The sequence below is a fragment of the Janibacter limosus NBRC 16128 genome (assembly GCF_001570985.1).
Taxonomy (GTDB): Bacteria; Actinomycetota; Actinomycetes; order Actinomycetales; family Dermatophilaceae; genus Janibacter; species Janibacter limosus.
Genome location: NZ_BCSS01000026.1, coordinates 15,539 through 37,192, shown reverse-complemented (window position 1 = coordinate 37,192; position 21,654 = coordinate 15,539). Strand labels below are relative to the sequence as shown.

At 70.3% G+C, this 21,654-nt stretch carries 19 protein-coding genes; 5 read left to right on the top strand and 14 right to left on the bottom strand.

Annotated features, from left to right (window positions below; all coding sequences use genetic code 11):
* The first annotated feature begins 102 nt into the window (after positions 1 to 102).
* Together JLI01S_RS10790 and JLI01S_RS10785 are read left to right on the top strand one after the other, a co-directional pair.
* Complete coding sequence (locus tag JLI01S_RS10790) at positions 103 to 2,049, top strand: DUF2339 domain-containing protein (protein ID WP_157074921.1); 1,947 nt, start codon at positions 103 to 105, stop codon at positions 2,047 to 2,049.
* Between the two features lie 49 nt (positions 2,050 to 2,098).
* Positions 2,099 to 2,395: a WXG100 family type VII secretion target gene (locus JLI01S_RS10785; RefSeq protein WP_068264338.1), complete on the top strand. Its 297-nt coding sequence runs from the start codon at positions 2,099 to 2,101 to the stop codon at positions 2,393 to 2,395.
* Between the two features lie 59 nt (positions 2,396 to 2,454).
* Here the strand turns inward: JLI01S_RS10785 and JLI01S_RS10780 are convergent, their stop codons facing one another.
* From JLI01S_RS10780 to JLI01S_RS10720, 13 genes are all read right to left on the bottom strand, one after another.
* The gene (locus JLI01S_RS10780) at positions 2,455 to 4,989 is read right to left on the bottom strand and encodes an ABC transporter permease (RefSeq protein ID WP_068264336.1); all 2,535 of its coding nucleotides are present in this window, start codon (positions 4,987 to 4,989) and stop codon (positions 2,455 to 2,457) included.
* Entirely contained in the window at positions 4,989 to 5,729 is a 741-nt protein-coding gene (locus JLI01S_RS10775) for an ABC transporter ATP-binding protein (RefSeq protein ID WP_068264334.1), read from the bottom strand. The genes JLI01S_RS10780 and JLI01S_RS10775 overlap by 1 nt, the downstream gene beginning before the upstream one ends.
* A 129-nt stretch (positions 5,730 to 5,858) precedes the next feature.
* A complete protein-coding gene (locus JLI01S_RS10770; protein ID WP_068264332.1) occupies positions 5,859 to 7,514 on the bottom strand; it encodes an alkaline phosphatase D family protein in 1,656 nt (551 codons plus the stop codon).
* 87 nt (positions 7,515 to 7,601) lie between these two features.
* A complete protein-coding gene (locus tag JLI01S_RS10765; RefSeq protein ID WP_068264328.1) occupies positions 7,602 to 8,327 on the bottom strand; it encodes an SRPBCC family protein in 726 nt (241 codons plus the stop codon).
* Between the two features lies 1 nt (position 8,328).
* Positions 8,329 to 9,189 carry an FAD binding domain-containing protein gene (locus JLI01S_RS10760; RefSeq protein ID WP_068264327.1) on the bottom strand — a complete coding sequence of 287 codons (861 nt, stop codon included), beginning with the start codon at positions 9,187 to 9,189 and terminating at the stop codon, positions 8,329 to 8,331.
* Complete coding sequence (locus tag JLI01S_RS10755; RefSeq protein ID WP_068264325.1) at positions 9,186 to 11,717, bottom strand: xanthine dehydrogenase family protein molybdopterin-binding subunit; 2,532 nt, start codon at positions 11,715 to 11,717, stop codon at positions 9,186 to 9,188. The genes JLI01S_RS10760 and JLI01S_RS10755 overlap by 4 nt, the downstream gene beginning before the upstream one ends.
* Positions 11,714 to 12,196, bottom strand: a complete 483-nt coding sequence (locus JLI01S_RS10750; protein ID WP_068264323.1) for a (2Fe-2S)-binding protein — start codon at positions 12,194 to 12,196, stop codon at positions 11,714 to 11,716. Before JLI01S_RS10750 ends, JLI01S_RS10755 begins: the two co-directional genes overlap by 4 nt.
* 80 nt (positions 12,197 to 12,276) lie before the next feature.
* Positions 12,277 to 13,407 (bottom strand): XdhC family protein, encoded by a 1,131-nt coding sequence (locus JLI01S_RS10745; protein WP_068264322.1) that lies wholly within the window; start codon positions 13,405 to 13,407, stop codon positions 12,277 to 12,279.
* Positions 13,400 to 14,545: a vWA domain-containing protein gene (locus JLI01S_RS10740; protein WP_068264317.1), complete on the bottom strand. Its 1,146-nt coding sequence runs from the start codon at positions 14,543 to 14,545 to the stop codon at positions 13,400 to 13,402. Before JLI01S_RS10740 ends, JLI01S_RS10745 begins: the two co-directional genes overlap by 8 nt.
* Complete coding sequence (locus JLI01S_RS10735) at positions 14,542 to 15,414, bottom strand: AAA family ATPase (RefSeq protein ID WP_068264315.1); 873 nt, start codon at positions 15,412 to 15,414, stop codon at positions 14,542 to 14,544. The genes JLI01S_RS10740 and JLI01S_RS10735 overlap by 4 nt, the downstream gene beginning before the upstream one ends.
* Before the next feature lie 78 nt (positions 15,415 to 15,492).
* A complete protein-coding gene (gene groL / locus JLI01S_RS10730; protein WP_068264313.1) occupies positions 15,493 to 17,127 on the bottom strand; it encodes a chaperonin GroEL in 1,635 nt (544 codons plus the stop codon).
* A gap of 184 nt (positions 17,128 to 17,311) precedes the next feature.
* Complete coding sequence (locus tag JLI01S_RS10725) at positions 17,312 to 17,776, bottom strand: hypothetical protein (RefSeq protein ID WP_068264309.1); 465 nt, start codon at positions 17,774 to 17,776, stop codon at positions 17,312 to 17,314.
* Positions 17,777 to 17,931: 155 nt separating this feature from the next.
* Entirely contained in the window at positions 17,932 to 18,231 is a 300-nt protein-coding gene (locus JLI01S_RS10720; protein ID WP_157074920.1) for a DUF3263 domain-containing protein, read from the bottom strand.
* 162 nt (positions 18,232 to 18,393) lie between these two features.
* Between JLI01S_RS10720 and JLI01S_RS10715 the strand changes: the two genes are divergently transcribed.
* On the top strand, positions 18,394 to 18,678 hold the full coding sequence (locus tag JLI01S_RS10715) for a hypothetical protein (RefSeq protein ID WP_068264305.1): 285 nt from the start codon (positions 18,394 to 18,396) through the stop codon (positions 18,676 to 18,678).
* 53 nt (positions 18,679 to 18,731) lie between these two features.
* Here the strand turns inward: JLI01S_RS10715 and JLI01S_RS10710 are convergent, their stop codons facing one another.
* The gene (locus tag JLI01S_RS10710) at positions 18,732 to 20,090 is read right to left on the bottom strand and encodes a pyridoxal phosphate-dependent decarboxylase family protein (RefSeq protein ID WP_068264303.1); all 1,359 of its coding nucleotides are present in this window, start codon (positions 20,088 to 20,090) and stop codon (positions 18,732 to 18,734) included.
* Between the two features lie 63 nt (positions 20,091 to 20,153).
* Between JLI01S_RS10710 and JLI01S_RS10705 the strand changes: the two genes are divergently transcribed.
* A complete protein-coding gene (locus JLI01S_RS10705) occupies positions 20,154 to 20,831 on the top strand; it encodes a uracil-DNA glycosylase (protein WP_157074919.1) in 678 nt (225 codons plus the stop codon).
* Complete coding sequence (locus tag JLI01S_RS10700) at positions 20,828 to 21,637, top strand: SGNH/GDSL hydrolase family protein (protein WP_281177462.1); 810 nt, start codon at positions 20,828 to 20,830, stop codon at positions 21,635 to 21,637. Before JLI01S_RS10705 ends, JLI01S_RS10700 begins: the two co-directional genes overlap by 4 nt.
* Positions 21,638 to 21,654 lie beyond the last annotated feature (17 nt).

The following is a 21,654-nucleotide window of genomic DNA, read 5'->3' as shown; positions in this document are numbered from 1 at the left end:
CTCCCACAGGGGTGCTACCCCCGCCTTTGGGTGTGGCGTCTGAAGGCGGCGCTGAGTAGCCGAACTCATGCCCCCGGTGTGCTGACACAGCACACTGGGGGCATGAGCATGTCAGACCCCACCCTCGCGAGGTTGCGCGCCATCGAAGACGACTTCGCCGACGCCATGTCGCGCATGTACGGCGTCGGCAACGAGCTGGCACGCCTGCGGGCCCACCTGGCCACAGAGTCCACCGAAGCGGAGCAGTTGCTCGAGGCCGGTCCCGAGCACTGGACTCCCGTGGCACCGCCGGTGGTCGCGCCCGTCGCCGGCGCTCCCGGGCCCTCATCGGACCAGCCCTCCCCGCCTCCGACCGCCCCGGGCCATGTCATGCCCCCACCGGCGCCCGCCACGATGGCGCCCACCTCCCCTCCGCCCACCACGCCGGTGGCACCGTTGCCACCCAGCGAGCCGTGGTGGCAACGCGACGGGCTCGTCGCCAAGGTGCTGGCCGTCGTCGGCACCGCGATCACCCTCATCGGCGTCGCCTTCCTCCTCGCCCTGGCCATCCAGATGGGCTTCTTCGGCCCCTTGGCCCGTGTCGTGAGCGGAGCGCTGCTCGCCCTCGGCCTCGTCGGTGCCGCGGTCATCGTCCACCGTCGCCCCTCCGGCACCATCGGTGCTCTCGGCCTGGCCGCCACCGGCATCGCGACCGGCTACCTCGACGTCCTGGCCGTGACCCGCATCTACGAGTGGGTGCCGCTGGCCGTCGGCATGGTCCTCGCCGGGCTCATCGCCCTCGGCGGTGTCCTCCTCGCCCGGGCCTGGGACAGTCAGCTCCTCGCGGTCATCGCCGTCCTCGGTGTGGCCTTCCTGGCCCCCTTCGTCGGTCTCGAGCACGGCCTGCTGACCGGAGGCTTCCTCCTCGTCCTCGCCGCCGCCACCTGGCCGGCGCAGATCGACCGACAGTGGTGGGTGCTGGAGCTGGCACGCGTCGTGCCCACGGCCCTCTTCCTCGCAGGTCTCTCCATCGCCCACGAGCGCACGGGCATCGCTGCACTGCTCGGCGTGCTCTTCGCGATCCTCGTGCTCGGCACCAGCCTCGCCGGCGCCCGGGTCGCCCGCCTGCCCCAGCAGCTCGGCATCCTCGTCCCGGTCGCGGTCCTCCCGGTCGGGCTCGCGGCGCTCGCCGTCGATGATCGCTGGAGCGGCGTCGGCCTCCTCGTGGTGATGACCTGCTTGCTCGTGCTCGTCGCAGGTCTGGCCGACCAGACGGCCGACACCCCGCTGCAGCACCGGCTCACCGAGATCTCTCTCGCGAGCGCCGGTCTCGCCTCCCTGTGCGCCGCCCTGCGGGCCGGCGACGGCCAGGACTGGACCCCGGTCCTGGGTGTGGGCCTCTGCCTCGTGTGGGCCCTGGCTGCCCTGGCCCTGCAGCACCGCACCACACTCGTGGTGGCGCTGGGCCTGGGCGTCCTCGGCACGCTCGGCGGGATGACACTGCTGCCGCACGTCCTCCTGCGCAGCCTCTCCGACGATGTCGCGGCTCGCCACCTCCTCGCGGCGCTCGGCCTGGCCGTGCTCTACCTCGTCCTCGCCCGAGCGGTCACGACGACGCTCCCCGCCCTGGTCCCCGTCCTGCCTCGTGCCCTCACCTCACTCAGCGTGCTCTGGGTCGGTGGCAGCGTCGTCCTGCTCATCACGCTCGTCGGGCAGCTCGTCGACGACCCACGCGGCGGCTTCACCGCCGGTCAGGCCGGCGCGACCGTCGTGTGGATGGCGATCGCCGCCGTCCTCCTGCTGCGGGGTCTGCGCGGCTCCTCCTTCGCCGTGCCCGCGGGTCTCGCCCTGGCTGCCGTGAGCGTCGGCAAGCTGTTGCTCTTCGACCTCTCCTTCCTCGGTGGCCTCGCCCGGGTGCTCAGCTTCATCGTCGCGGGACTGTTGCTCCTCGGCATGGGCGCCGGCTATGCCCAGGCACTGGAGCGCACCCGTCGCGAGTCCCGGCCGCTCCCCGAGCCGGGCCCTGTGGACAACTCGGAGCACGCGGCCGCGGGTCCTCCTAGCGTGTGAGGGAGCCGGGCCGTAGGCGTCCGGACCACGAGCACAAAGGGGAACCACCATGGCCACTTTCACCGTCGACACCGCGCAGGTCGCCAGCAGCGCGTCCGATGTCGCCCGGATCTCCGAGGACGTCGAGACCACCGTGGCGAGCATGATGAGCCGCCTGCTCTCCCTGCAGAACGACTGGCAGGGGGATGCCTCGACGTCCTTCCAGGACCTCATCAACGACTGGCGCGCGACCCAGCGCACGGTCAAGGAGAGCCTCGACGAGATCGGGCGGGCGCTCAATGACGCGAGTCAGACCTATGACACCTCGGAGACCTCGGTCAAGAGCTCGATGCGTCCGGGGCGCTGACGACGTGATGAGGGGCGAGGACCATGACTCGGTCCTCGCCCCTCACCAACGCCACCGGTTCACTCCGTGGAGATCGCCTGCAGGACATCCATGCGCGCGGCTCGCCGGGCCGGTAGCAGGGCCGCCAGCACCCCGATGATCCCGGCGAGGACCACGAAGACGACCATCTGCAGCCACGGGATCGCCAGCTCGGTGATGCCGTCCTCGACCAGCGAGCGCTGGATCGCCACGCCGGCGATGACCCCTAGGACGATGCCCAGCACCGCGCCGAGGAGGGCGATGGTCACCGACTCGAGAGTGATCATCCGGCGCAGCTGGGCCCGGGACAGGCCCACCGCTCTCAGCAGACCGACCTCGCGGGTGCGCTCCATGACGGACAGCCCGAGGGTGTTGACGATGCCGAGCACGGCAATCACGATCGCCAGTCCGAGCAGGGCATAGATCAGGTAGAGGATCTGGTTGATGCTCGCCCGCTGCTCGTCGGCATAGCCCTGCTGGTCCTTGAGGGTGACGAGCGGCTGCTTGTCGACGACCTTTTCGATCCCGGACTGGACGCTCGCCTTGTCGGCACCACTGTCGACGAAGATGAAGGCCCAGTTGTCAGCGGCTGCCCCACCCATCGCATCGACGGTCTCGACCGACATCAGCACGTCGGGCGAGCCGATCGCCTGGATCTCGTCGTAGAAGCCCACGACCGTGAGCTCCTTCGTCGAGGAGCCCATCGCCACCTCGACCGTGCTGCCCACCTCTCGTCCACCCTCGTGCTTGGTCGAGAGCATCACCGAGTCGGCGTCGAGGTCAGCCGTCCCCGATGTCGGCTCGATCTGCTCGACCTCGGGGAAGCTGCTCGGGTCGATCGCGGTGACGAAGAGGCGTCCGCCGTCCACCTGGGCGCTGACGAAGCGCACCGGGGAGACCTCGCGCACCCCGTCGACCTCGGCGACCTGCGTGGCCACCGTGGAGGAGAAGGGTTGCCCGACCGCGTTGCTCAGGATGTAGTCAGCGCGGAAGGTCTCCTCGATCTGCTTGTCGATGCTGGCGGTCGCACTCGACGCGACCACGCCCATGAGCGCCACGAGCGTCATGCCGATCATCAGCGCCGAGGCCGTCGCGGCGGTGCGTCCCGGGTTGCGCACCGAGTTTTGCTCAGCCATCCGTCCGACGCTGCCGAAGAGCTTGCGATAGGCCCAGCCGAGCCCGCTGATCAACGGACGTCCGACGAAGGGGGCGAGGAAGGCCGTCCCGAGGACGAGCCCGACGATGCCTGCACCGATCCACCACAGCTCGCGCGAGTCGACGAGGAAGAGACCGACGAGGAAGGCCACGGCGCCCCCGACGAGCACGGCGACCTCGAGCGCCCGCCGGATTGGGTGATGCCCGATCCCGGTGTCGATCGAGTCGCGCATCGCGGCGACGGGCGGGACCGAGCCTGCCCGGCGGGCCGGCACCCAGGCTGCGAGCATCGTGATGATGATGCCCACCGCGTAGGCAGCGATCACCGTGCGCGGGCTGAAGACGAGGCCGCTGCCGGACAGGTCGAGGCCGATGGTCGCAAAGAGCCTCTGGATGCCCAGTGCGAGCAGCACCCCCAGCAGGAGTCCGAGGGTGGCACCGACGACGCCGACGATGAAGGCCTCGATCAGCACCGACCGCACGACCTGGCGCTTGGACGCACCGATCGCCCGCAGCAGGGCCAGCTCGCGGCCGCGCTGGGCGACGAGGATGCTGAAGGTGTTGATGATCAGGAAGGACCCGACAAAGAGGGCGATGCCGGCGAAGACGAGCAAGAAGGTCGTGATGAAACCCAACGCCTGCTGGACGTCATCCTGGTTTTCGTCCGCGAGGCCCTGGCCGGTCCAGACCGTAAACCCCTCCGGCGCGAGCGGCTCCGCCTGGCTGCGCAGCTCCTCCTGGCTCACGCCGTCCTTGGCGGTGACCCACACGGAGGAGTACTCGTCCTTGCCGTCCATGAAGTACTTCTGCATCGTCGCGGTGTCGAAGACGGAGATCGACGCGCCGGCCATGCCCCCTTCGCCGAAGGTCATCGTGCCGACGAGCTCGGCCGTGATCTCCGGGACCTTGCCGGTCGTGACGAGGGGGATCTCGTCCCCGACCACGTAGCCGGCGCGCTCCGCGGTCTTGGTGTCGATGACGACCTCACCGGTGCGCTCGGGGGCGCGCCCGTCGACGATCGCGAGCGGCTTCTCCCCCAGCTGGTTGGGGGCGTCGTTGTAGTTGAAGGCCAGTGCGGGTGCGCCCTGACCACCGACGACCTTGCCGTTGCTTCCGACGACGAAGACGCCGAAGGCGTCGACGCTCCCGTCGGCCCGTGCGGCACCGGGCAGGCCAGCCATCTCGTCGATCACCGTCGACGAGATGCGTGCGCCCCCGGACCCGCCGAAGTCATCGGTCTGCTCGGCCTGGACGACGACGTCACCGACGGTGCCGTCCATGATCCCGTCGAAGGTGCGTCCGAGGGTGTCGGTGAAGATGAGCGACCCAGCGACGAAGGCCGTCCCGAGGACGATCGCCAACGCGCTCATGAGCAGGCGCGCCTTGCGCGCCAGCAGACTCTTGAGAGTGGCCTTGAGCATCAGTGAGCCCCGTTGCTCAGGGCGACCATCCGCTCCAGGACGCTCTCGCGCTCCGGCTCCCACAGCTCGTCGACGATGCGGCCGTCGGCGAGGAACAGCACGCGATCGGTGTGACTCGCGGCCACCGGGTCGTGGGTGACCATGACGATGGTCTGGTCGAACTCGTCCACGCTGCGCCGCAGGAAGCCCAGCACCTCGGCGCCCGACGTGGAGTCGAGGTTGCCGGTCGGCTCGTCGGCGAAGATGATCGACGGCTTGGACACCAGCGCCCGCGCGCAGGCGACGCGCTGCTGCTGCCCACCGGACAGCTCGTTGGGCCGGTGGCGCAGGCGGTCGCGCAGCCCGACGGTGTCGATGACGAGGTCGAACCACTCAGGGTCCGCCGTCCGTCCGGCGATGGCGAGCGGCAGGAGGATGTTTTCCTCCGCAGTGAGGGTCGGGATGAGGTTGAAGGCCTGGAAGATGAAGCCGATCCGATCGCGACGCAGCCGCGTGAGGTCCTTTTCCTTCAGCGCGGTGATGTCGGTGTCACCGATGAGGGCGCGCCCCCCGGTCACGGAGTCCAACCCGGCGAGGCAGTGCATGAGCGTCGACTTGCCGGAGCCCGAGGGTCCCATGATCGCCGTGAACTGCCCTGCGCCGATGTCGAGGTCGATGCCGGCGAGGGCAGCCACGCTGGCCTCACCCTTGCCGTACACCTTGCGCAGCTCGTGCGTGCTGGCGGCAACCTGCGTGCCCATGGTCCCTGCTCCCGTTGTCGTGTGCGACGTGTCGCCGACAAATCTAGAGCCGCAGGTGGGGTCCGGTCACTGGGGTATCCCCCCTGAGCCGACGGCGGGTCCGCCCGAGCGGGACGAAGGGGGCTCCCCTCAGATCTCGACGGTGGAGACGACCCGCAGACGCGGGTGGGCGTCATCGCCGTCCACGACGTCACCGGTGACCCACTTGAGGGTGAGGTGCCCGTCGTGCACCTCGGCGACCGCGAGGTTGTTGTCGAACCACGGTCCTTGCGTCAGCTGCCACGGGTAGCGCAGGTGCGGGACCCCCTTCGTCCTCACGGCGAGCCGGCGCATCGGCCGGACCAGTCCCTTGGCCATCTGCGACATGAGCACGCGGATCCCCCGCGGCATCGGGTTGCGGATCGGGCTGCACACGGCCTGCACGATCCGGCTGCGCGCACCATGAGACGCGGGATCACTCACCTCCGCGACATAGGAGTGGTGCACATCGCCGGAGAGGAAGGTGACGGTGGCCGGCGGGTGGCCACGCTCTCCGCGGGCGACGGCCATGACCAGCTCGAAGACCTCGACGAATCCGGACTGGAAGGCACCCCAGTGCTCGAGGTCGACGATCTGGCGCAGCGCCTCGGTCCCTCGACGCACCAGCCCGGACCTGTGCGGGCTGGCGAGGGACTCACTGATCGCCTCGGCGTCGTGGAGGCCCGGCGGGAGGAGGAAGGGGACGGAGGTCCCGATGAACAGGTGGTCCAGGTCGCCGGTCATCTGGTCGGCGAGCCACGCGAGCTCGTCATCGTCGAGCATGGAGCGCCGGTCGGGCTCGAGCACCCGCGCGGCGCGCGAGTCGAGCATGATCAGTCGCGATCCTCCGAGGGCGCGGGTGTAGCTCCACCGGTAGGTCTCGGGGTGACGATCGACCCGATCGGACAGGCTCCGCAGCGGCTGGGTGAGATCGACCTCGCCGGGGGCGGCTCCGTCGAGGAGCTGCCAGATCTCGTCCTGGGCGAGCTCCTCGGGTGCGAGGTTGCCGATGTGCTGGTGGACCCAGTAGCTCGTCAGCCCGGCGATGAGGCGCTCGTGCCACCACGAGGTCTGGTTGATCTCCTGGTGCCAGCTCCACGACGTGTTCCAGTCATCGCGGATGTCGTGGTCGTCGAAGATCATCGCGCTCGGCACGACCGAGAGCACCCAACGGATCGCCGGGTCGCTCCACGCCAGCTCATAGAGGTGGGAGTACTCCGCGTAGTCCTTGATCTCCTCGCCCGGCGGCTCGTCGAGGCTGCGGCGAGAGGCGATGAACTCGCGCATCTGCGGGCTGGTCTCGTCTGCGTAGACCTGGTCGCCGAGCATGGCGATCGCATCGGGTCGGCGAAACTCCCCCTTGGCGATCGCCAGGGCCACGGTCCGCAGCGCGTCGACGCCATGACTGTCGTGGTGCTCGGCGTCGTGCGGGACGCTCGTGCGGCAGGAACCGAAGGCCAGGAGGGGCGGCCGCTCGTGGTCGAGGGTCGCGATGGTCGAGGCGGGGAAGGGGGAGTCGGCGAGCGGCCACACGTGCTCGGCGCCGACGTGCACGGAGTACTCGTAGGTGCGGCCCGGGGCCAGCCCGTCCAGCAGGACCAGGGCGTAGTGGTGGTCCTCCACGACGAAGCTCGCTGCGTGCCACTCGCGGCCGTCGGCAGCGACGGTGACCTTTGCGGGGCCCGCCGTCTCCACCCAGATCGAGGCGTCGTGCTCGCCGACGAAGCGCAGGAGGGGGCCGAGGACGAGCGGGGATGAAGCGGTCATCGCTCCATCCTCACCCTCGTGTCTGGGAGTCGTCCGGCCGGGTCCCGGGAGCATCCGGGCCCCGGCCGGGGGCGAGGCCGCTCGGGGTCAGTCGCGGCGGCGGCGCAGGAGGCACAGCAGGAGCGCCAGCGCGCCCACGCCTGCCGCGATCTGGGGGCCGTAGGCCTTGAGCAGCACCGGGAGCGCCGTTGCCCCCAGGTCGATCGCGTCTGCGGAACCGGAGCTGCTCGGCGCCGACCGGGTGGTGGCCGGAGCCGTGACCGCCGGAGGCGCCGTGGGCGCCGCGGCGGGTGCCGACGTACTCGTCTCCGTCTCCTGAGCAACCTCCGGCGTGGCCACCGCCGGGGGCTGCGCCTCCGCCTCTGCGGGCGCAGCGAGCCGCCCCGCGAGGCAGTCGACGAACTGTCCGAGGAGCTTGTCCGAGACGTCCTGCATGACGCCACGACCGAACTGCGCCGGCTTGCCGGTGACATTGAGGTCGGTGACCACCTCGACCTGCGTGCTCGACGCCCCGAGCTCGGTCATGGTGGCGACGACATCTGCACCCGCGGTGCCATTGCCTCGCTTGTCCTTGCCCAGGGCCTTGATCGCCATGCGGTGGGCCGAGGCATCCTTGTCGACGAACTCACCGCTGCCCTTGTAGACGAGGGCGATCGGGCCGAGCTTGACCTTGACCGTGCCCTCGAAGGAGGTCTCGTCGGCGCTGGTCACCTGGGCGCCGGGGAAGCACCCGGCCACGGACTCGATGTCGCCCAGTGCCTCCCACGTCTGCTCGATGCCGGCCGGCACGGTGAAGGTGTGGGTCAGCTGCATGTCAGTCCTCTCGTCCGGCGGCCGCGAGGACCGCACGTCTCGTCAGCACCGTGGCCAGGTGCTTGCGGTAGTCGGCGTCACCGTTGAGGTCCGACGGTGGGTCGGTCCCCTCGCCAGCCAGGTCGCATGCCACCCGCACGCCCTCTGCCGTGGGTGAGGTCCCGACGAGCGCAGCCTCCACGGCGCTGGCCCGGACCGCTGTCGATCCCATGTTGGTCAGACCGATGCGTGCCTCCGCGATCGAGCCGCCCTCCATCCTGACCTGAGCGGCCACCGCGACGATGGGCCACTGGTGAGCGACCCGGACGAACTTCTCGTAATGGGACCCCCACCCGTCATAGGCGGGGACCCGGATGGCGGTGAGCAGCTCGTCCTCGCCGACAGCGGTGTCGAACAGCCCTTCGAAGAAGTCGGCCGCCGCGACGACCCGCTCCCCCGACGAGCCGGTGATGACCAGCTCGGCGTCCATCGCCAGGATCGGCGCTCCGCAGTCACCCGCGGGGTCGGCGTGCACGAGGGCCCCACCGAGGGTCCCGCGGTGACGGATCTGCGGGTCCGCGACCTCGCTGATCGCCTGGTGCAGGAGCGTGCACCGGGTGCGCACGCGATCGTCGGCCAGGATCTCGTGGTACGGGGTCATCGCACCGATGGTGATGCTCGCGCCGTCGTCGCTGATGCCGCGCAGCGACGGGATCCGACCGATGTCGATGACCATCTCCGGAGCGTTGAGCCGCATCCGCAGCACCGGCAGCAGGGACTGCCCGCCAGCGAGCACCTTGGCCTCGTCACCGTGCTCGGCGAGGAGCCCGAGGGCTTCTTCGACCGAGGTCGGGGCCGCATAGTCGAACTTCGCCGGGATCATCGCCCTGCTCCTTCTGCATCGGTACCGGCTGACCCGCCGGTGGGCCCGTCCGCACCCGCCGTGCGATCGGTCTGTCCCTGCGTGCCCGTCACCTCGTCGAAGTGAGGGGCGGCCGCGCCCGTCGTGCTCTCGCCCTCGGAGCCGGAGCGGATCGCCTGCCAGACCCGCTCCGGGGTGCAGGGCATCTGCACGTCGTCGACGCCGAAGATCCGCAGCGCGTCGACCACGCCGTTGACGATGCACGGCGTGGAGGCGATCGTGCCCGCCTCGCCGACGCCCTTGGTCCCCAGCGTGTTGGTCGTCGCGAGGGTCGTGGTCGTGGCGGTGTCGAAGCTGATGGTGTCGGCCGCCGTCGGCACGAGGTAGTCGACGAAGCTGCCGCTGACGAGAGTGCCCGCGTCGTCGTAGACGGCCTCCTCCCACAAGGCCTGGGCGATGCCCTGGACGAGACCGCCGTGGATCTGTCCCTCGACGATCAGCGGGTTGACCACCTGCCCCACGTCGTCGACGCAGGTGTACTTGCGCAGGGTCACCTGCCCGGTCTCGGTGTCGATCTCCACGGCACACAGGTGGGTGCCGTGGGGGTAGTTGAAGTTGACCGGGTCATAGGTCGCGTCGGCGTCGATACCCGGCTCGATGTCGTCCGGGTAGTCGTGGGAGGCGAAGGCTGCCGAGGCGATCTCGGCGATGCCCACGGACTGGTCCGTGCCCGTGACCCCGAAGCGACCGTCGGTGAACTCCAGGTCGTCGGGGTTGGCCTCGAGCATGTGTGCCGCGTAGCGACGCGCCTTGTCGATGACCTTGTCCACCGCCTTGACCACGGCCTCTCCACCGACGACCAGCGAGCGCGAGCCGTAGGTGTCGAGGCCCTTGTGCGAGATCTGCGTGTCGCCGTGCAGGATCTCGACATTGTCGAAGGGGACACCGAGCCGGTCGGCGACGATCTGGCTGAAGGCCGTCTCGTGCCCCTGTCCGTGGGCGCTCACGCCGACGACGACCTCGACCGAGCCGGTGGCGAGCATCCGGACGCTGGCGTGCTCCCACCCGCCAGCGCCGTAGTCCAGGCTGCCGAGCACCCGGCTGGGTGCCAGGCCGCACATCTCGGTGAAGGTCGAGACCCCGATGCCGAGCTGCACGGGGTCCTTGCTCTCGCGCCGCTGGCGCTGCTCCTCGCGCAGCTCGTCGTAACCGAACATCTCCTTGGCCATCGCGGTCGCGGCCTCGTAGTTGCCGGAGTCGTACTCCAGACCGGCGACGGAGGTGAAGGGGAATTCCTCGTGCGTGATCCAGTTGCGCTCGCGGACGACCAAGGGGTCCTCGCCGAGCTCGTTGGCCAGCTCGTCCATCATCCGCTCGATGCCGAAGGTCGCCTCGGGACGCCCGGCGCCGCGGTAGGCATCGGTCCAGGCCTTGTTGGTCAGGACCGACTGCATCGAGAAGTGGTAGGCCGGGAACTTGTAGATGGCGTTGAACATGAAGGCGCCCAGGACAGGCACCCCGCCGCCGATCAGGGCCACGTAGGAGCCCAGGTCGGCGAGCAGGTCGACCTTGAGACCGGTGACGTGCCCCTCCTTGTCGGCCGCGAGCGTGAGCCGCTGCCACTGGTCGCGCCCGTGGTGGGCGGCCATGAGCGACTCGGAGCGGGTCTCGGTGTACTTCACGGGCTTGCCCAGCTGCCGGGCCACCCACCAGGCGAGCCACTCCTCCGGGGTCACCTGCAGCTTGCCGCCGAACCCGCCGCCGACGTCAGGGGCGATGACCCGGATCTTGGACTCCGGGACGCCGGTCGTCGCCGCGAGGGCGAAACGCACGATGTGCGGGATCTGGGTCGCCGTCCACATGGTCAGCTGCTCGCCGGTCGGATCGACGACGACCGAGCGCGGCTCCATGAAGGCGGGGATCAGCCGCTGCTGGCGGTACTCACGCTCGATGAGGACGCCGTCCTCGCGAGCCTTGGCGATGGCTTCCTCGACATCGCCCCCGGTCCCCGCCTCGGCGGAGTCGAAGACCCACAGCGCCGACTTGTTGGTGCCCAGGTCGGGGTGCGCCAGGACCGTGTCCTGGGCGGCCTCCTTGAGGTCGAGGGCAGCGGGCAGCTCCTCGTAGTCGACGTCGACCAGCTCGGCGGCGTCACGCGCCTCGGCTGCGCTGCGGGCGACGATGACGGCGACGATCTCGCCGGCGAAGGTCACCCGGTCGGTCGGCATCGGCGGGTGCACCGGGGTCACCTGGTCCGGGGACAACGGCCAGGCGTTGATCAGGACGCCGACCGACTCGTCGAGGTCGGCCCCGGAGTAGACGGCGACGACATTGGTCGAGGCCTTGGCCTCGCTCGTGTCGACGGCGGTGATCCTCGCGTGGGCGAAGGGGCTGCGCACCATGGCCATGTGCAGCATGCCCGGCAGGACGATGTTGTCGGTCCAGCGGGTGCGACCGGTGATCAGCCGCTGGTCCTCCTTGCGGCGGCGGTCGCGTCCGATCTCGCGGACGGGCTGCTCGCTGGTCTGCTCGACGGTCTCGGCGGTCATCGGGTGCCGCCCGCGGTCTCGGAGCTGCCTGCCGCGGTCTGCACGGCTCGCACGATGTTGTGGTACCCGGTGCAGCGACAGAGGTTGCCCTCGAGACCCAGGCGGATCTCCTCCTCGCTCGGGTCGGGGTTGTCCCGCAGCAGGTCGACCGACTGCATGATCATGCCCGGGGTGCAGTACCCGCACTGCAGCGCGTGGCACTCGTGGAAGGCGGCCTGCACGGGGTGCAGCTCGCCGTCGGTGGCCAGTCCCTCGATGGTGGTCACCTCGCACCCGTCGGCCTGGACGGCCAAGATGTTGCAGGACTTGACGCTCCTGCCGTCGAGGTGGACGGTGCAGGCCCCGCAGTTGGAGGTGTCACAACCGACCACCGTGCCGGTCTTGCCGAGGCTCTCGCGCAGGTACTGCACGAGGAGCATGCGGGGTTCAACGTCATCAGCGACTCTTGCGCCGTCGACGACGAGCTCGATCTTGGCCATGGGGCTCTCCTGAGGTCGATCACGACAGTGTGATCTGGCTCATGCTAGCGAGTGCCCTCGGCCGGGTCACCCCCTTGACATCAGCCCTCGAGGGCGTGGTGGATCCGGCCCTCTCGAGCGGCCAGCCGCTCGCCCGTGCCGCCCCAGCGGTCCGCGACGAACTCGGCGGCGATGCTGATCGCGGTCTCCTCCGGCGTCCGGGCGCCCAGATCGAGCCCGATCGGGCTGCGCAGCCGCGCCAGCTCCGTCGAGGTCACCCCGACCTCGCGCAGCCGCTCCTCGCGGTCCTCGTGCGTGCGACGTGAGCCCATCGCTCCGACATAACCCACCTCGGGCAGACGCAGCGCGACCTCGAGGAGCGGCACATCGAACTTGGGGTCGTGCGTCAGCACCGTGATGACCGTGCGCCCGTCGACCCGGCCGGCCTCCTGCTCAACGGCCAGGTACCGGTGCGGCCAGTCGACGACGACCTCGTCCGCCGCCGGGAAGCGGCTGTGGGTCGCGAAGACGGGGCGGGCATCGCACACGGTGACGCGGTACCCGAGGAAGGCCCCCACCTTGGCCACCGCCGCCGCGAAGTCGATGGCCCCGAAGACGAGCATCCGCGGTGGGGGCGCGAAGGCCCAGATGAAGACCCGCATGCCCTCGCCGCGACGCTCGCCATCGGCTCCGTAGCCGAGCGTGGCGTTGTGGCCGGCTGAGAGCTGCCCGAGCGCGTCGTCGCGCACTGCGGCGTCGGCGCGCGGTGACCCGAGGGACCCGTGCAGCTCCTCGTCGGGTCGGATGATCATCCGGCGGCCCAGCCACTGGGCGTCGGGGTGCTCGATGACCGTCGCGACGGCCACCGGCCGCCCGGCCTCGATGTCGGCGGCGACCTCGCCGAGCTCGGGGAAGGTCTCGCGGCTCATCTGCTCGACCCACACGTCGAGGATCCCGCCGCAGGTCAGCCCGACCGACATGGCGTCGTCGTCGGAGATCCCGTACCTCTGGAATGCGGGGGTGCCGGACTCCAGCACCTCCTGCGCCTGCTCGTAGACCGCGCCCTCGACGCAGCCACCGGAGACCGAGCCCACGGCGGTGCCGTCCGGGCCGACCAGCATCGAGGCGCCGGGCGGGCGAGGAGCGGATCGGAAGGTCGCGACGACCGTCCCCACCCCGACGGAGTGTCCCTGCTCCCACCACTGCAGCAGCTCCGGCAGCACCTCACGCATCGGCGATCACCTCCAGCAACTCCTCGAACGCACGCAACGAGTGACCGGCGACGAAGGCGTCCACGTGCGGCAGCGCAGCAACGATGCCGGTCTGTACCGGACGATACCCCGCCTTGCCGCGGTGCGGGTTGGCCCAGACGACGCGGTGGGCCAGTCGGTGCAACCGGGCCAGCTGCACCGCCAGCTCGCTGCCGTCGCCGCGCTCCCAGCCGTCGCTGATGATGACGACCACGGCGCCACGCGGGAGGTGCCTGGTGCCGACTCGTGAGAGGAAGACCCGCAGCACCTCTCCGAGCCGGGTCCCGCCTGACCAGTCCGGCACCTGCTCCCCCGCTCGTACGAGCGCCCGCTCGGGGTCGCGGCTGCGCAGGGCATCGGTGATGCGGGTCAGTCGGGTGCCCAGGGTGAAGATCTCGACGGGGGTCGGCGACCCGGCACCCGCGGGGCCGCGAGCGTGCGCCAGGACGTGCGCCAGACGCAGCAGGGCGTCGGCGTATGGGCGCATCGACCCCGACACGTCGACGAGCACCACGACCCGGCGGGCCCGCAGGCCGCGACGTCGATGGTCGATCCGGCTCGGCTCACCCATCTGCCGCAACATCGATCGCATGGTCCGATGGACATCGATCTCGCCGCGCCGCCACGGGGTGCGCCGAGTGCTCCGCCGCACGGGCAGCTGCGCCCGCAGACCGGCGATGAGCGAGTCCAGCAGAGCCTTGTCCGCGGGGTCGAGGGTGGCCACGTCACGGTGCCGCAGGATCTCCTGGTCGCTGGCCGCGACGTGCACGGACTCGCTGCTCCCTTCGCCCGGACCCGGATCACTGTCGTCCACGGGCAAGGGGGAGATGGTCGTACGGTCCTGCTCGCGGGCGTGCGGTCGAGCACGCACGGCGGTCTGCCCGAACCACTCCGCGAAGACCTGCTCGAAGCGCAGCAGGTCCTCCGGGCCGGCGCACAGCGTGGCCCGACCCGCCCGGCGCACGCCCTCGCGGTCGTCCGCCCCCACGATCGCCGCGGCCTCGAGGAAGGCGGTGGAGCGGTCATGCGTGACGCCCACGCCGGCCGCGCGCACCGCGTGCGCCAGCCCGAGGAGGACCTCGTCGACCTCGCGGGGCGGGCTGGACGAGGTCGCGGTCATCTCGCGAGCACCCGGTCCAGGGCGTCGCGGACGCGGTCGGAGTCCTCCCGGTACTTGATGACCGTGCCCAGGGTGCGAGCCGCGGTCTGCAGGTCGAGCTCCTGGGCCCCCAGACGCTGCAGCGCAGCCACCCAGTCGAGTGTCTCGGCGACGCCCGGCGGCTTGACGAGGTCCAGAGCCCGTAGATGCTGCACGGCGCCGACCACCTGAGCGGCGAGCGTCTGCGTCACCTCGGGGATCCGGCTGCGGACGATTGCCACCTCGCGCTCCAGACCCGGGTGGTCGATCCAGTGGTAGAGGCAGCGCCGCTTGAGGGCGTCGTGCAGCTCACGGGTCCGGTTGGACGTGAGGACGACCATGGGGGGCACGGGAGCACTGATCGTCCCGAGCTCGGGGATGCTCACGGTCCACGACGAGAGCACCTCGAGCAGGAAGGCCTCGAACTCGTCGTCGGCGCGGTCGATCTCGTCGATGAGCAGGACCGCCGGGCTGTGTCGCAGCGCGCGCAGCACCGGCCGCTCGAGGAGGAAGCGCTCGTCGAAGAGCGACCGCTCGGCCTCGTCGGGAAGGAGCTCCCCCTTCGTCGTCAACGTCTCCAGGGTGCGCAGATGCAAGATCTGCCGCGGGAAGTCCCAGTCGTAGAGGGCCTGCGAGGCGTCGATCCCCTCGTAGCACTGCAGGCGGATGAGGGGCACGCCCTCCAGCTCGGCGAGCGCCTGCGCCAACGCCGTCTTGCCCGTGCCCGGTGCGCCCTCGAGCAGCAGCGGGCGCTGCATCTCCCGGGCGAGATGGGTGACCGTTGCCAGATCCTCGTCGGCGAGGTAGCCCGTGGCACCCAGCCGATCCGCCAGCTCTTGAGGTGACGTCATGCAGGGAGGCTACGCCGAAGGGCGGCTCCCCCATCGGGGGAACCGCCCTTCGTCAGGAACTGCGTGCAGCGACGGGACTCAGAAGCCCATGCCGCCCATGCCGCCCATCTCGTCGCCACCGGGCATGGCCGCAGAGGCCTTTTCCGGCTTGTCGGCGATGACGGCCTCGGTGGTGAGGAAGAGCGCCGCGATGGACGCGGCGTTCTGCAGCGCGCTGCGGGTCACCTTGGCGGGGTCGATGATGCCTTCGGCGATCATGTCGACGTACTCGCCGGTGGCCGCGTTGAGACCCTCGCCCGCGGGGAGGTTCTCGACCTTTTCGGTCACGACGCCGCCGTTGAGGCCGGCGTTGGTCGCGATCTGCTTCAGCGGAGCAGAGGCCGCGACGCGCACGATGTTGGCGCCGGTGGCCTCGTCACCCTCGAGCGAGAGCTTCTCGAAGGCCACCTTGGTCGCCTGCAGCAGCGCGACGCCACCACCGGCGACGATGCCCTCCTCGACGGCAGCCTTCGCATTGCGGACAGCGTCCTCGATGCGGTGCTTGCGCTCCTTGAGCTCGACCTCGGTGGCCGCACCCGCGCGGATGACGGCGACGCCGCCGGCGAGCTTGGCGAGGCGCTCCTGGAGCTTCTCGCGGTCGTAGTCCGAGTCGCTGTTCTCGATCTCGGCCTTGATCTGGTTGACCCGACCAGCGATCTGGTCCTGGTCGCCAGCGCCCTCGACGATGGTCGTCTCGTCCTTGGTGACGACGACCTTGCGAGCGCGACCCAGCAGGTCGAGCTCGGCGGTCTCGAGCGAGAGGCCGACCTCCTCGGAGATGACCTGGCCACCGGTGAGGATGGCGATGTCGGCGAGCATGGCCTTGCGGCGGTCACCGAAGCCCGGAGCCTTGACGGCGACGGACTTGAAGGTGCCCTTGAGCTTGTTGACGACCAGCGTCGACAGTGCCTCGCCCTCGAGGTCCTCGGCGATGATCAGCAGCGGCTTGCCGGCCTGCATGACCTTCTCGAGGACGGGGAGCAGGTCCTTGATGGAACCGATCTTGGAGTTGGCGATGAGGACATAGGGGTCCTCGAGCACGGTCTCCATGCGCTCGGTGTCGGTCACGAAGTACCCGGAGATGTAGCCCTTGTCGAAGCGCATGCCCTCGGTGAGCTCGAGCTCGAGACCGAAGGTGTTGCTCTCCTCGACGGTGATGACACCTTCCTTGCCGACCTTGTCCATCGCCTCGGCGATCTTGGCGCCGATCTCGGGGTCAGCAGCAGAGATGGAGGCCGTGGCCGCGATCTGCTCCTTGGTCTCGATCTCCACGGCCATCGAGAGCAGCTCGTCGGAGACCGCGTTGACGGCCTTCTCGATGCCACGCTTGAGGGCCATCGGGTTGGCGCCGGCGGCGACATTGCGCAGGCCCTCGCGCACGAGCGCCTGGGCGAGCACGGTGGCCGTCGTCGTGCCGTCTCCGGCGACGTCGTCGGTCTTCTTCGCAACTTCCTTGACGAGCTCGGCCCCGATCTTTTCGTACGGGTCGTCGAGCTCGATCTCCTTGGCGATGGACACGCCGTCATTGGTGATCGTGGGTGCGCCCCACTTCTTCTCCAGGACGACATTGCGGCCCTTGGGGCCAAGGGTGACCTTGACGGCGTCGGCGAGGGTGTTCATTCCCCGCTCGAGGCCGCGACGGGCCTCCTCGTCAAAAGCAATGAGCTTTGCCATTCGGGTGGTCCTCCACGCGAATCGAAGGGTCATGACCGGGGGCGCCCGCGACGGACGGAGAGCGACCACCCGGCTCACGTCACCGTGCGATCGCACCCCTCACCTGACCGGTCAAGGATTATCACTCTCACGGGGAGAGTGCTAACGCCATTATTGGCACTCTCGGTGGTCGAGTGCAAACGCGTCAGGTCCGCGGGTGGAGGTCCTCGAAGGTGGCCCGCATCTCGCCGTCGGCATCCGAGGAGAGCGGATCGTCGAGGTCGGCGACGAAGACTGCGACGAGCTCACGCGCTGGGTTGCCCTCGATCTCGGCGAGCAGCCCGCGCCAGACACCGAGGTTGGCGTGCTCGAGCTGGGTGCAGGCCTCGGCAGGGGCCAGACCCTCGACGGCCGCGGCCAGCTGGCCCGGCGACACCGCGAGGGTGCCGGTCGAGCCGTCGTGCCGGAGCACCGTGGCGAGGATCGCGGCGGCCAGCCCGTGGCTGCCACCGGGCGCATTGACGTGCGGCCACTGCCAGCTGGGGTCGCTGGTCGCCGAGCTGATGCCCACCGCCCAGGCGACCGGCTGCTGCCAGCCGTCGATCCGCCCGGTCAGGTGGGCCTTGATCGCGGCGAGGCCGGTGGGAGTGCTCCAGTCCATGTCAACCATGGGTCCACCATGCCAAGACGCGGGGCGGCTCCGGTACCCCCTGCGCACCGGAGCCACCCTGCGGGCTCCCTCGTGCGAAGAGACGTGGACACCGATCATTCGGTTCGGCACCTGCTCGTTCCGTGATCAACCCGTGATCAGGAGCCAGTGCGGCCTCAGACCTCGATGCCGAGGCGGCGGGCGCTGCGGGTGCGCTGGCGCTGGTCGCGCAGGCGGCGCAGCCGCTTGATGAGCATCGGGTCCTCGGAGAGCGCGGCCGGGTTGTTGATCAGGCCGTTGAGCACTTGGTAGTAGCGCGTGGAGCTCATGTCGAAGAGCTCCTTGATGGCCTGCTCCTTGGAACCGGCGTACTTCCACCACTGACGCTCGAAGGCGAGGATCTCGCGGTCGCGGTCCGTGAGCGGGACCGAGGGGGTCGGCTGGCTGGACTGGTTGGCGAGGTTCACGCGTCGCACTGTACCGGCGTAATCACATGCTTGTCATTCCCCCGGCGTGTCGGCTGGACAGGTGCGACGAAGGGAGTCACTCACGCCCCCTTCGCCACATCCGTCACAGCGGCGACCGCTCGGCGCACCGCCCGCCCACAATGGTCAGGAAAGACACTCATCACCTGCGTCATGGCAGTGGGGATGCTCGCCGCTGGCGCGGGAGCGGCATCGGCCGGCGAAGTCACCGGCAACGGCAAGGTCACCCCGGCACCGCAGCACGCGAGCTCGCTGTGCGTCTTCTCCGGGCAGGACACCCCCGACGAGATCGAGGGACCCGGTCCGGACGGGAACGGCGACGACTGGCTCGGTCACGGCGTGCAGAACTACGGCCAGTTCGTCTCCCACGGGCTCAAGGCCAGGCTCGGTGACGAGCGGCCCGGCGTCCTGTGCCGGGGCAACCTGGTCTTCGAGTGACAGACGCGTGGGCCCCCGCCCGGCGCCGGGGGCCCACGCGTGTCGACGCTCGCTCAGCCCATCGAGTCGAGGATCGCGCTGATGTCCTGGGTTGTCGTCTGCGGGTTGACGATCGCGAAGCGGGCCAGCGTCTCGCCTTCGTGGGTGGTGGGCACGATGAAGGCGAACTCCTCGTCGAGGATCCGGTCGGACCACGCGGCGTAGTCGGCAGCCTGCCAGCCCTTGCGCCGGAAGACGACGACGGACAGGAAGCGCTCCCCGACGAGCTCGAGGTCGTCGCGCCGATGGATCTCGGCCTCGGCGAAGGCGGCGACGTCGAGGGTCATCTCGACGGCCTTGGTGTAGGCCTGCGTGCCGTGGGTGGCGAGGGAGAACCAGAAGGGCAGCCCGCGCGCCCGGCGGGTCAGGCCCACGGAGTAGTCGGTGGGGTTCCAGTCCGGCGTCTCGGTGAGCACGTCGAGGTACCCGGCCCGCTGGGTGTGGGCGTTGCGGGCCGCTGCGGGGTCGCGGTAGATCAGCGCGCAGCAGTCGAAGGGGGCGAAGAGCCACTTGTGCGGGTCGACGATGAAGGAGTCGCAGTGCTCGATGCCGGCGTAGAGGTGGCGCACCGAGGGTGCGGCCAGGCCGGCGCCGCCGTAGGCGCCGTCGACGTGGAACCAGATGCCGAGCTCGCGGCAGACCTCGGCCACGGAGGTCAGGTCGTCGATGATGCCGAAGTTGGTCGTGCCGGCTGTCGCAACGACCGCGAAGTAGGTCTCCGGGCCATTGGCCAGGAGGACCTCGCGCAGTCGTTCGCCCGTCAGCCGCCCGCGGTCGTCGGGCTCGACCGTCGTCAGCTCCGCGTCCATGACATCGCAGGCGGACTGGATCGACGAGTGCGCGCCACGCGTGGTCGCCACGCGGAAGGGTCGCTGCCCGGGGGACGCCGTGCGGCGGGCCTCGGTACGCGCCGCGACGAGCGCCGAGAGGTTGCCGATCGTCCCACCGGGGACGAAGACCCCGCCTGACGACTCGGGCAGGCCGACGAGGTCGGAGATCCAGCGCAGCGCCTGGTTCTCCGCATAGACGGCGCCGGAGCCCTCGAGCCAGGACCCCGCGTAGATCGAGCTCGCGCCGACGACCAGGTCGAACATCGCGGCCGCCTCGGTGGGCGCACACGGGATGAAGGAGAGGTAGCGCGGGTGGTCGACGGACAGGCAGGCGGGGGCGAGGACCTCGGCGAAGAGATCCATCGCCCGGTGCCCACCCATGCCCTCGGCGGTGATCGTCTGCCCGGCCTGCTCCTGCAGCTGCGTCGGCGTCAGGGGTCGATCGAGCGGCACCGGGTCGAGCTCCAGACGCTCCTTGGAGTAGTCGAGGACGATCTGGGCCAGCTCCGCCAGGGAGGTGTTGTCATCAGCGAATCCATGCACGATCGAGCACTCTAGGGGCCCCGGCCGGAGAGGACCCGCCACAGCACGTCGTAGGTTGGTCCGGTGCCCACCCAGCCCCTGACCGATCTGGTCCATCCGTCGTGGGCGCAGGCGCTCCAACCGGTGGCCCCCACGATCGCCGCGATGGGCGACTTCCTGCGTCAGGAGGTCGCCGAGGGGCGGGGCTACCTGCCGGCGGGCGAGCACGTCCTGCGGGCCTTCACCATCCCCGTGGACGAGGTGCGGGTCCTCGTCGTCGGGCAGGACCCCTATCCCACGCCGGGCCATGCGATCGGCCTGTCCTTCGCCGTGGCCCCCGACGTGCGCCCGCTGCCGCGGTCCCTGCTCAACATCCACCGGGAGCTCGTCGACGACATCGGTGCGCCCACCCCGACCAACGGCGACCTCACCCCGTGGGCGCAGCAGGGCGTCATGCTGCTCAACCGTTGCCTGACCGTCCGCCCCGGCGCCCCCGACAGCCACCGCGGCAAGGGGTGGGAGAGCGTGACCGACCAGGCGATCGAGGTCCTCGCCTCGCGCGGCGGCCCGCTTGTCGCGATCCTCTGGGGCCGCAAGGCCCGCGACCTCGCCCCGGCTCTCGGTGACGTCCCCCGCGTCGAGAGCGCCCACCCCTCACCCCTGTCCGCCCGCAACGGGTTCTTCGGCTCGCGCCCCTTCAGCGCCGCCAACGAGCTGCTCACCCGCCAGGGCGCCGACCCCATCGACTGGAGACTCCCGTGACCGAGACCGTCCACCCCTGGCGCCGCTACATCGCGATCGGCGACTCCTTCACCGAAGGCATGTCCGACGCCGACCCCCGCACCGAGGGCCGCTACCTCGGGTGGGCCGACCGGCTCGCCGCCGAGCTGTCGACCCACGCCCCTCAGGGCGAGTTCCACTACGCCAACCTCGCCGTCCGCGGCCGCAAGCTCGACGACGTCATCGGCCCGCAGATCGATGCCGCCCTCGCCGCGGGACCCGACCTCGTCTCGATCGTCGGTGGCGGCAACGACATCCTGCGCCCGCGCGTCGACCTCGACGAGATTGCCGACCGCCTCGAGCAGGCCGTCGCGCGCGTCCGCGCCACGGGCGCCGACGTCCTCATGGCCACGCCGGCGGACCCGGTCGACGCGGGGCTGCTGTCCTCCCTTCGCTCCCGGCACGCGGTGCACTCGGCCAATGTCTTCTCCATCGCCCAGCGCCAGGGCGCGCACGTGCTCAACCTGTGGGGCATGCGCGCCCTGCGTGACTGGCGACTGTGGGCGACCGACCGCATCCACCTGAGCACCGAGGGCCACCGGAGGGTGGCGCAGGAGGCGCTCACCGCCCTGGCCCAGCCGGTGAGCGATCCCGAGTGGCGCACCCCGCTGGAGACGGCCCCCGCCCTCGCGCGCCGCCAGCAGGCCGCGGAGACCGCACGCTGGGCCCGCTCCTACGCCGCACCATGGGTGCACCGTCGGCTCACCGGGCGCTCGTCCGGCGACTCGGTGACGGCCAAGATCGCTGCGCCCACCCCCTTCGGCCCGCAGGACCTGCCCGAGGCTTGAGCCGGAGCGAGCCGCAG

Bases quoted from the DNA above. Each gene is read 5' to 3' on its own strand.
- JLI01S_RS10790 (WP_157074921.1), top strand. From the start codon at position 103: ATGAGCATGTCAGACCCCACCCTCGCGAGGTTGCGCGCCATCGAAGAC.
- JLI01S_RS10785 (WP_068264338.1), top strand. From the start codon at position 2,099: ATGGCCACTTTCACCGTCGACACCGCGCAGGTCGCCAGCAGCGCGTCC.
- JLI01S_RS10780 (WP_068264336.1), bottom strand. From the start codon at position 4,989: ATGCTCAAGGCCACTCTCAAGAGTCTGCTGGCGCGCAAGGCGCGCCTG.
- JLI01S_RS10775 (WP_068264334.1), bottom strand. From the start codon at position 5,729: ATGGGCACGCAGGTTGCCGCCAGCACGCACGAGCTGCGCAAGGTGTAC.
- JLI01S_RS10770 (WP_068264332.1), bottom strand. From the start codon at position 7,514: ATGACCGCTTCATCCCCGCTCGTCCTCGGCCCCCTCCTGCGCTTCGTC.
- JLI01S_RS10765 (WP_068264328.1), bottom strand. From the start codon at position 8,327: ATGCAGCTGACCCACACCTTCACCGTGCCGGCCGGCATCGAGCAGACG.
- JLI01S_RS10760 (WP_068264327.1), bottom strand. From the start codon at position 9,189: ATGATCCCGGCGAAGTTCGACTATGCGGCCCCGACCTCGGTCGAAGAA.
- JLI01S_RS10755 (WP_068264325.1), bottom strand. From the start codon at position 11,717: ATGACCGCCGAGACCGTCGAGCAGACCAGCGAGCAGCCCGTCCGCGAG.
- JLI01S_RS10750 (WP_068264323.1), bottom strand. From the start codon at position 12,196: ATGGCCAAGATCGAGCTCGTCGTCGACGGCGCAAGAGTCGCTGATGAC.
- JLI01S_RS10745 (WP_068264322.1), bottom strand. From the start codon at position 13,407: ATGCGTGAGGTGCTGCCGGAGCTGCTGCAGTGGTGGGAGCAGGGACAC.
- JLI01S_RS10740 (WP_068264317.1), bottom strand. From the start codon at position 14,545: ATGACCGCGACCTCGTCCAGCCCGCCCCGCGAGGTCGACGAGGTCCTC.
- JLI01S_RS10735 (WP_068264315.1), bottom strand. From the start codon at position 15,414: ATGACGTCACCTCAAGAGCTGGCGGATCGGCTGGGTGCCACGGGCTAC.
- groL (WP_068264313.1), bottom strand. From the start codon at position 17,127: ATGGCAAAGCTCATTGCTTTTGACGAGGAGGCCCGTCGCGGCCTCGAG.
- JLI01S_RS10725 (WP_068264309.1), bottom strand. From the start codon at position 17,776: ATGGTTGACATGGACTGGAGCACTCCCACCGGCCTCGCCGCGATCAAG.
- JLI01S_RS10715 (WP_068264305.1), top strand. From the start codon at position 18,394: ATGGCAGTGGGGATGCTCGCCGCTGGCGCGGGAGCGGCATCGGCCGGC.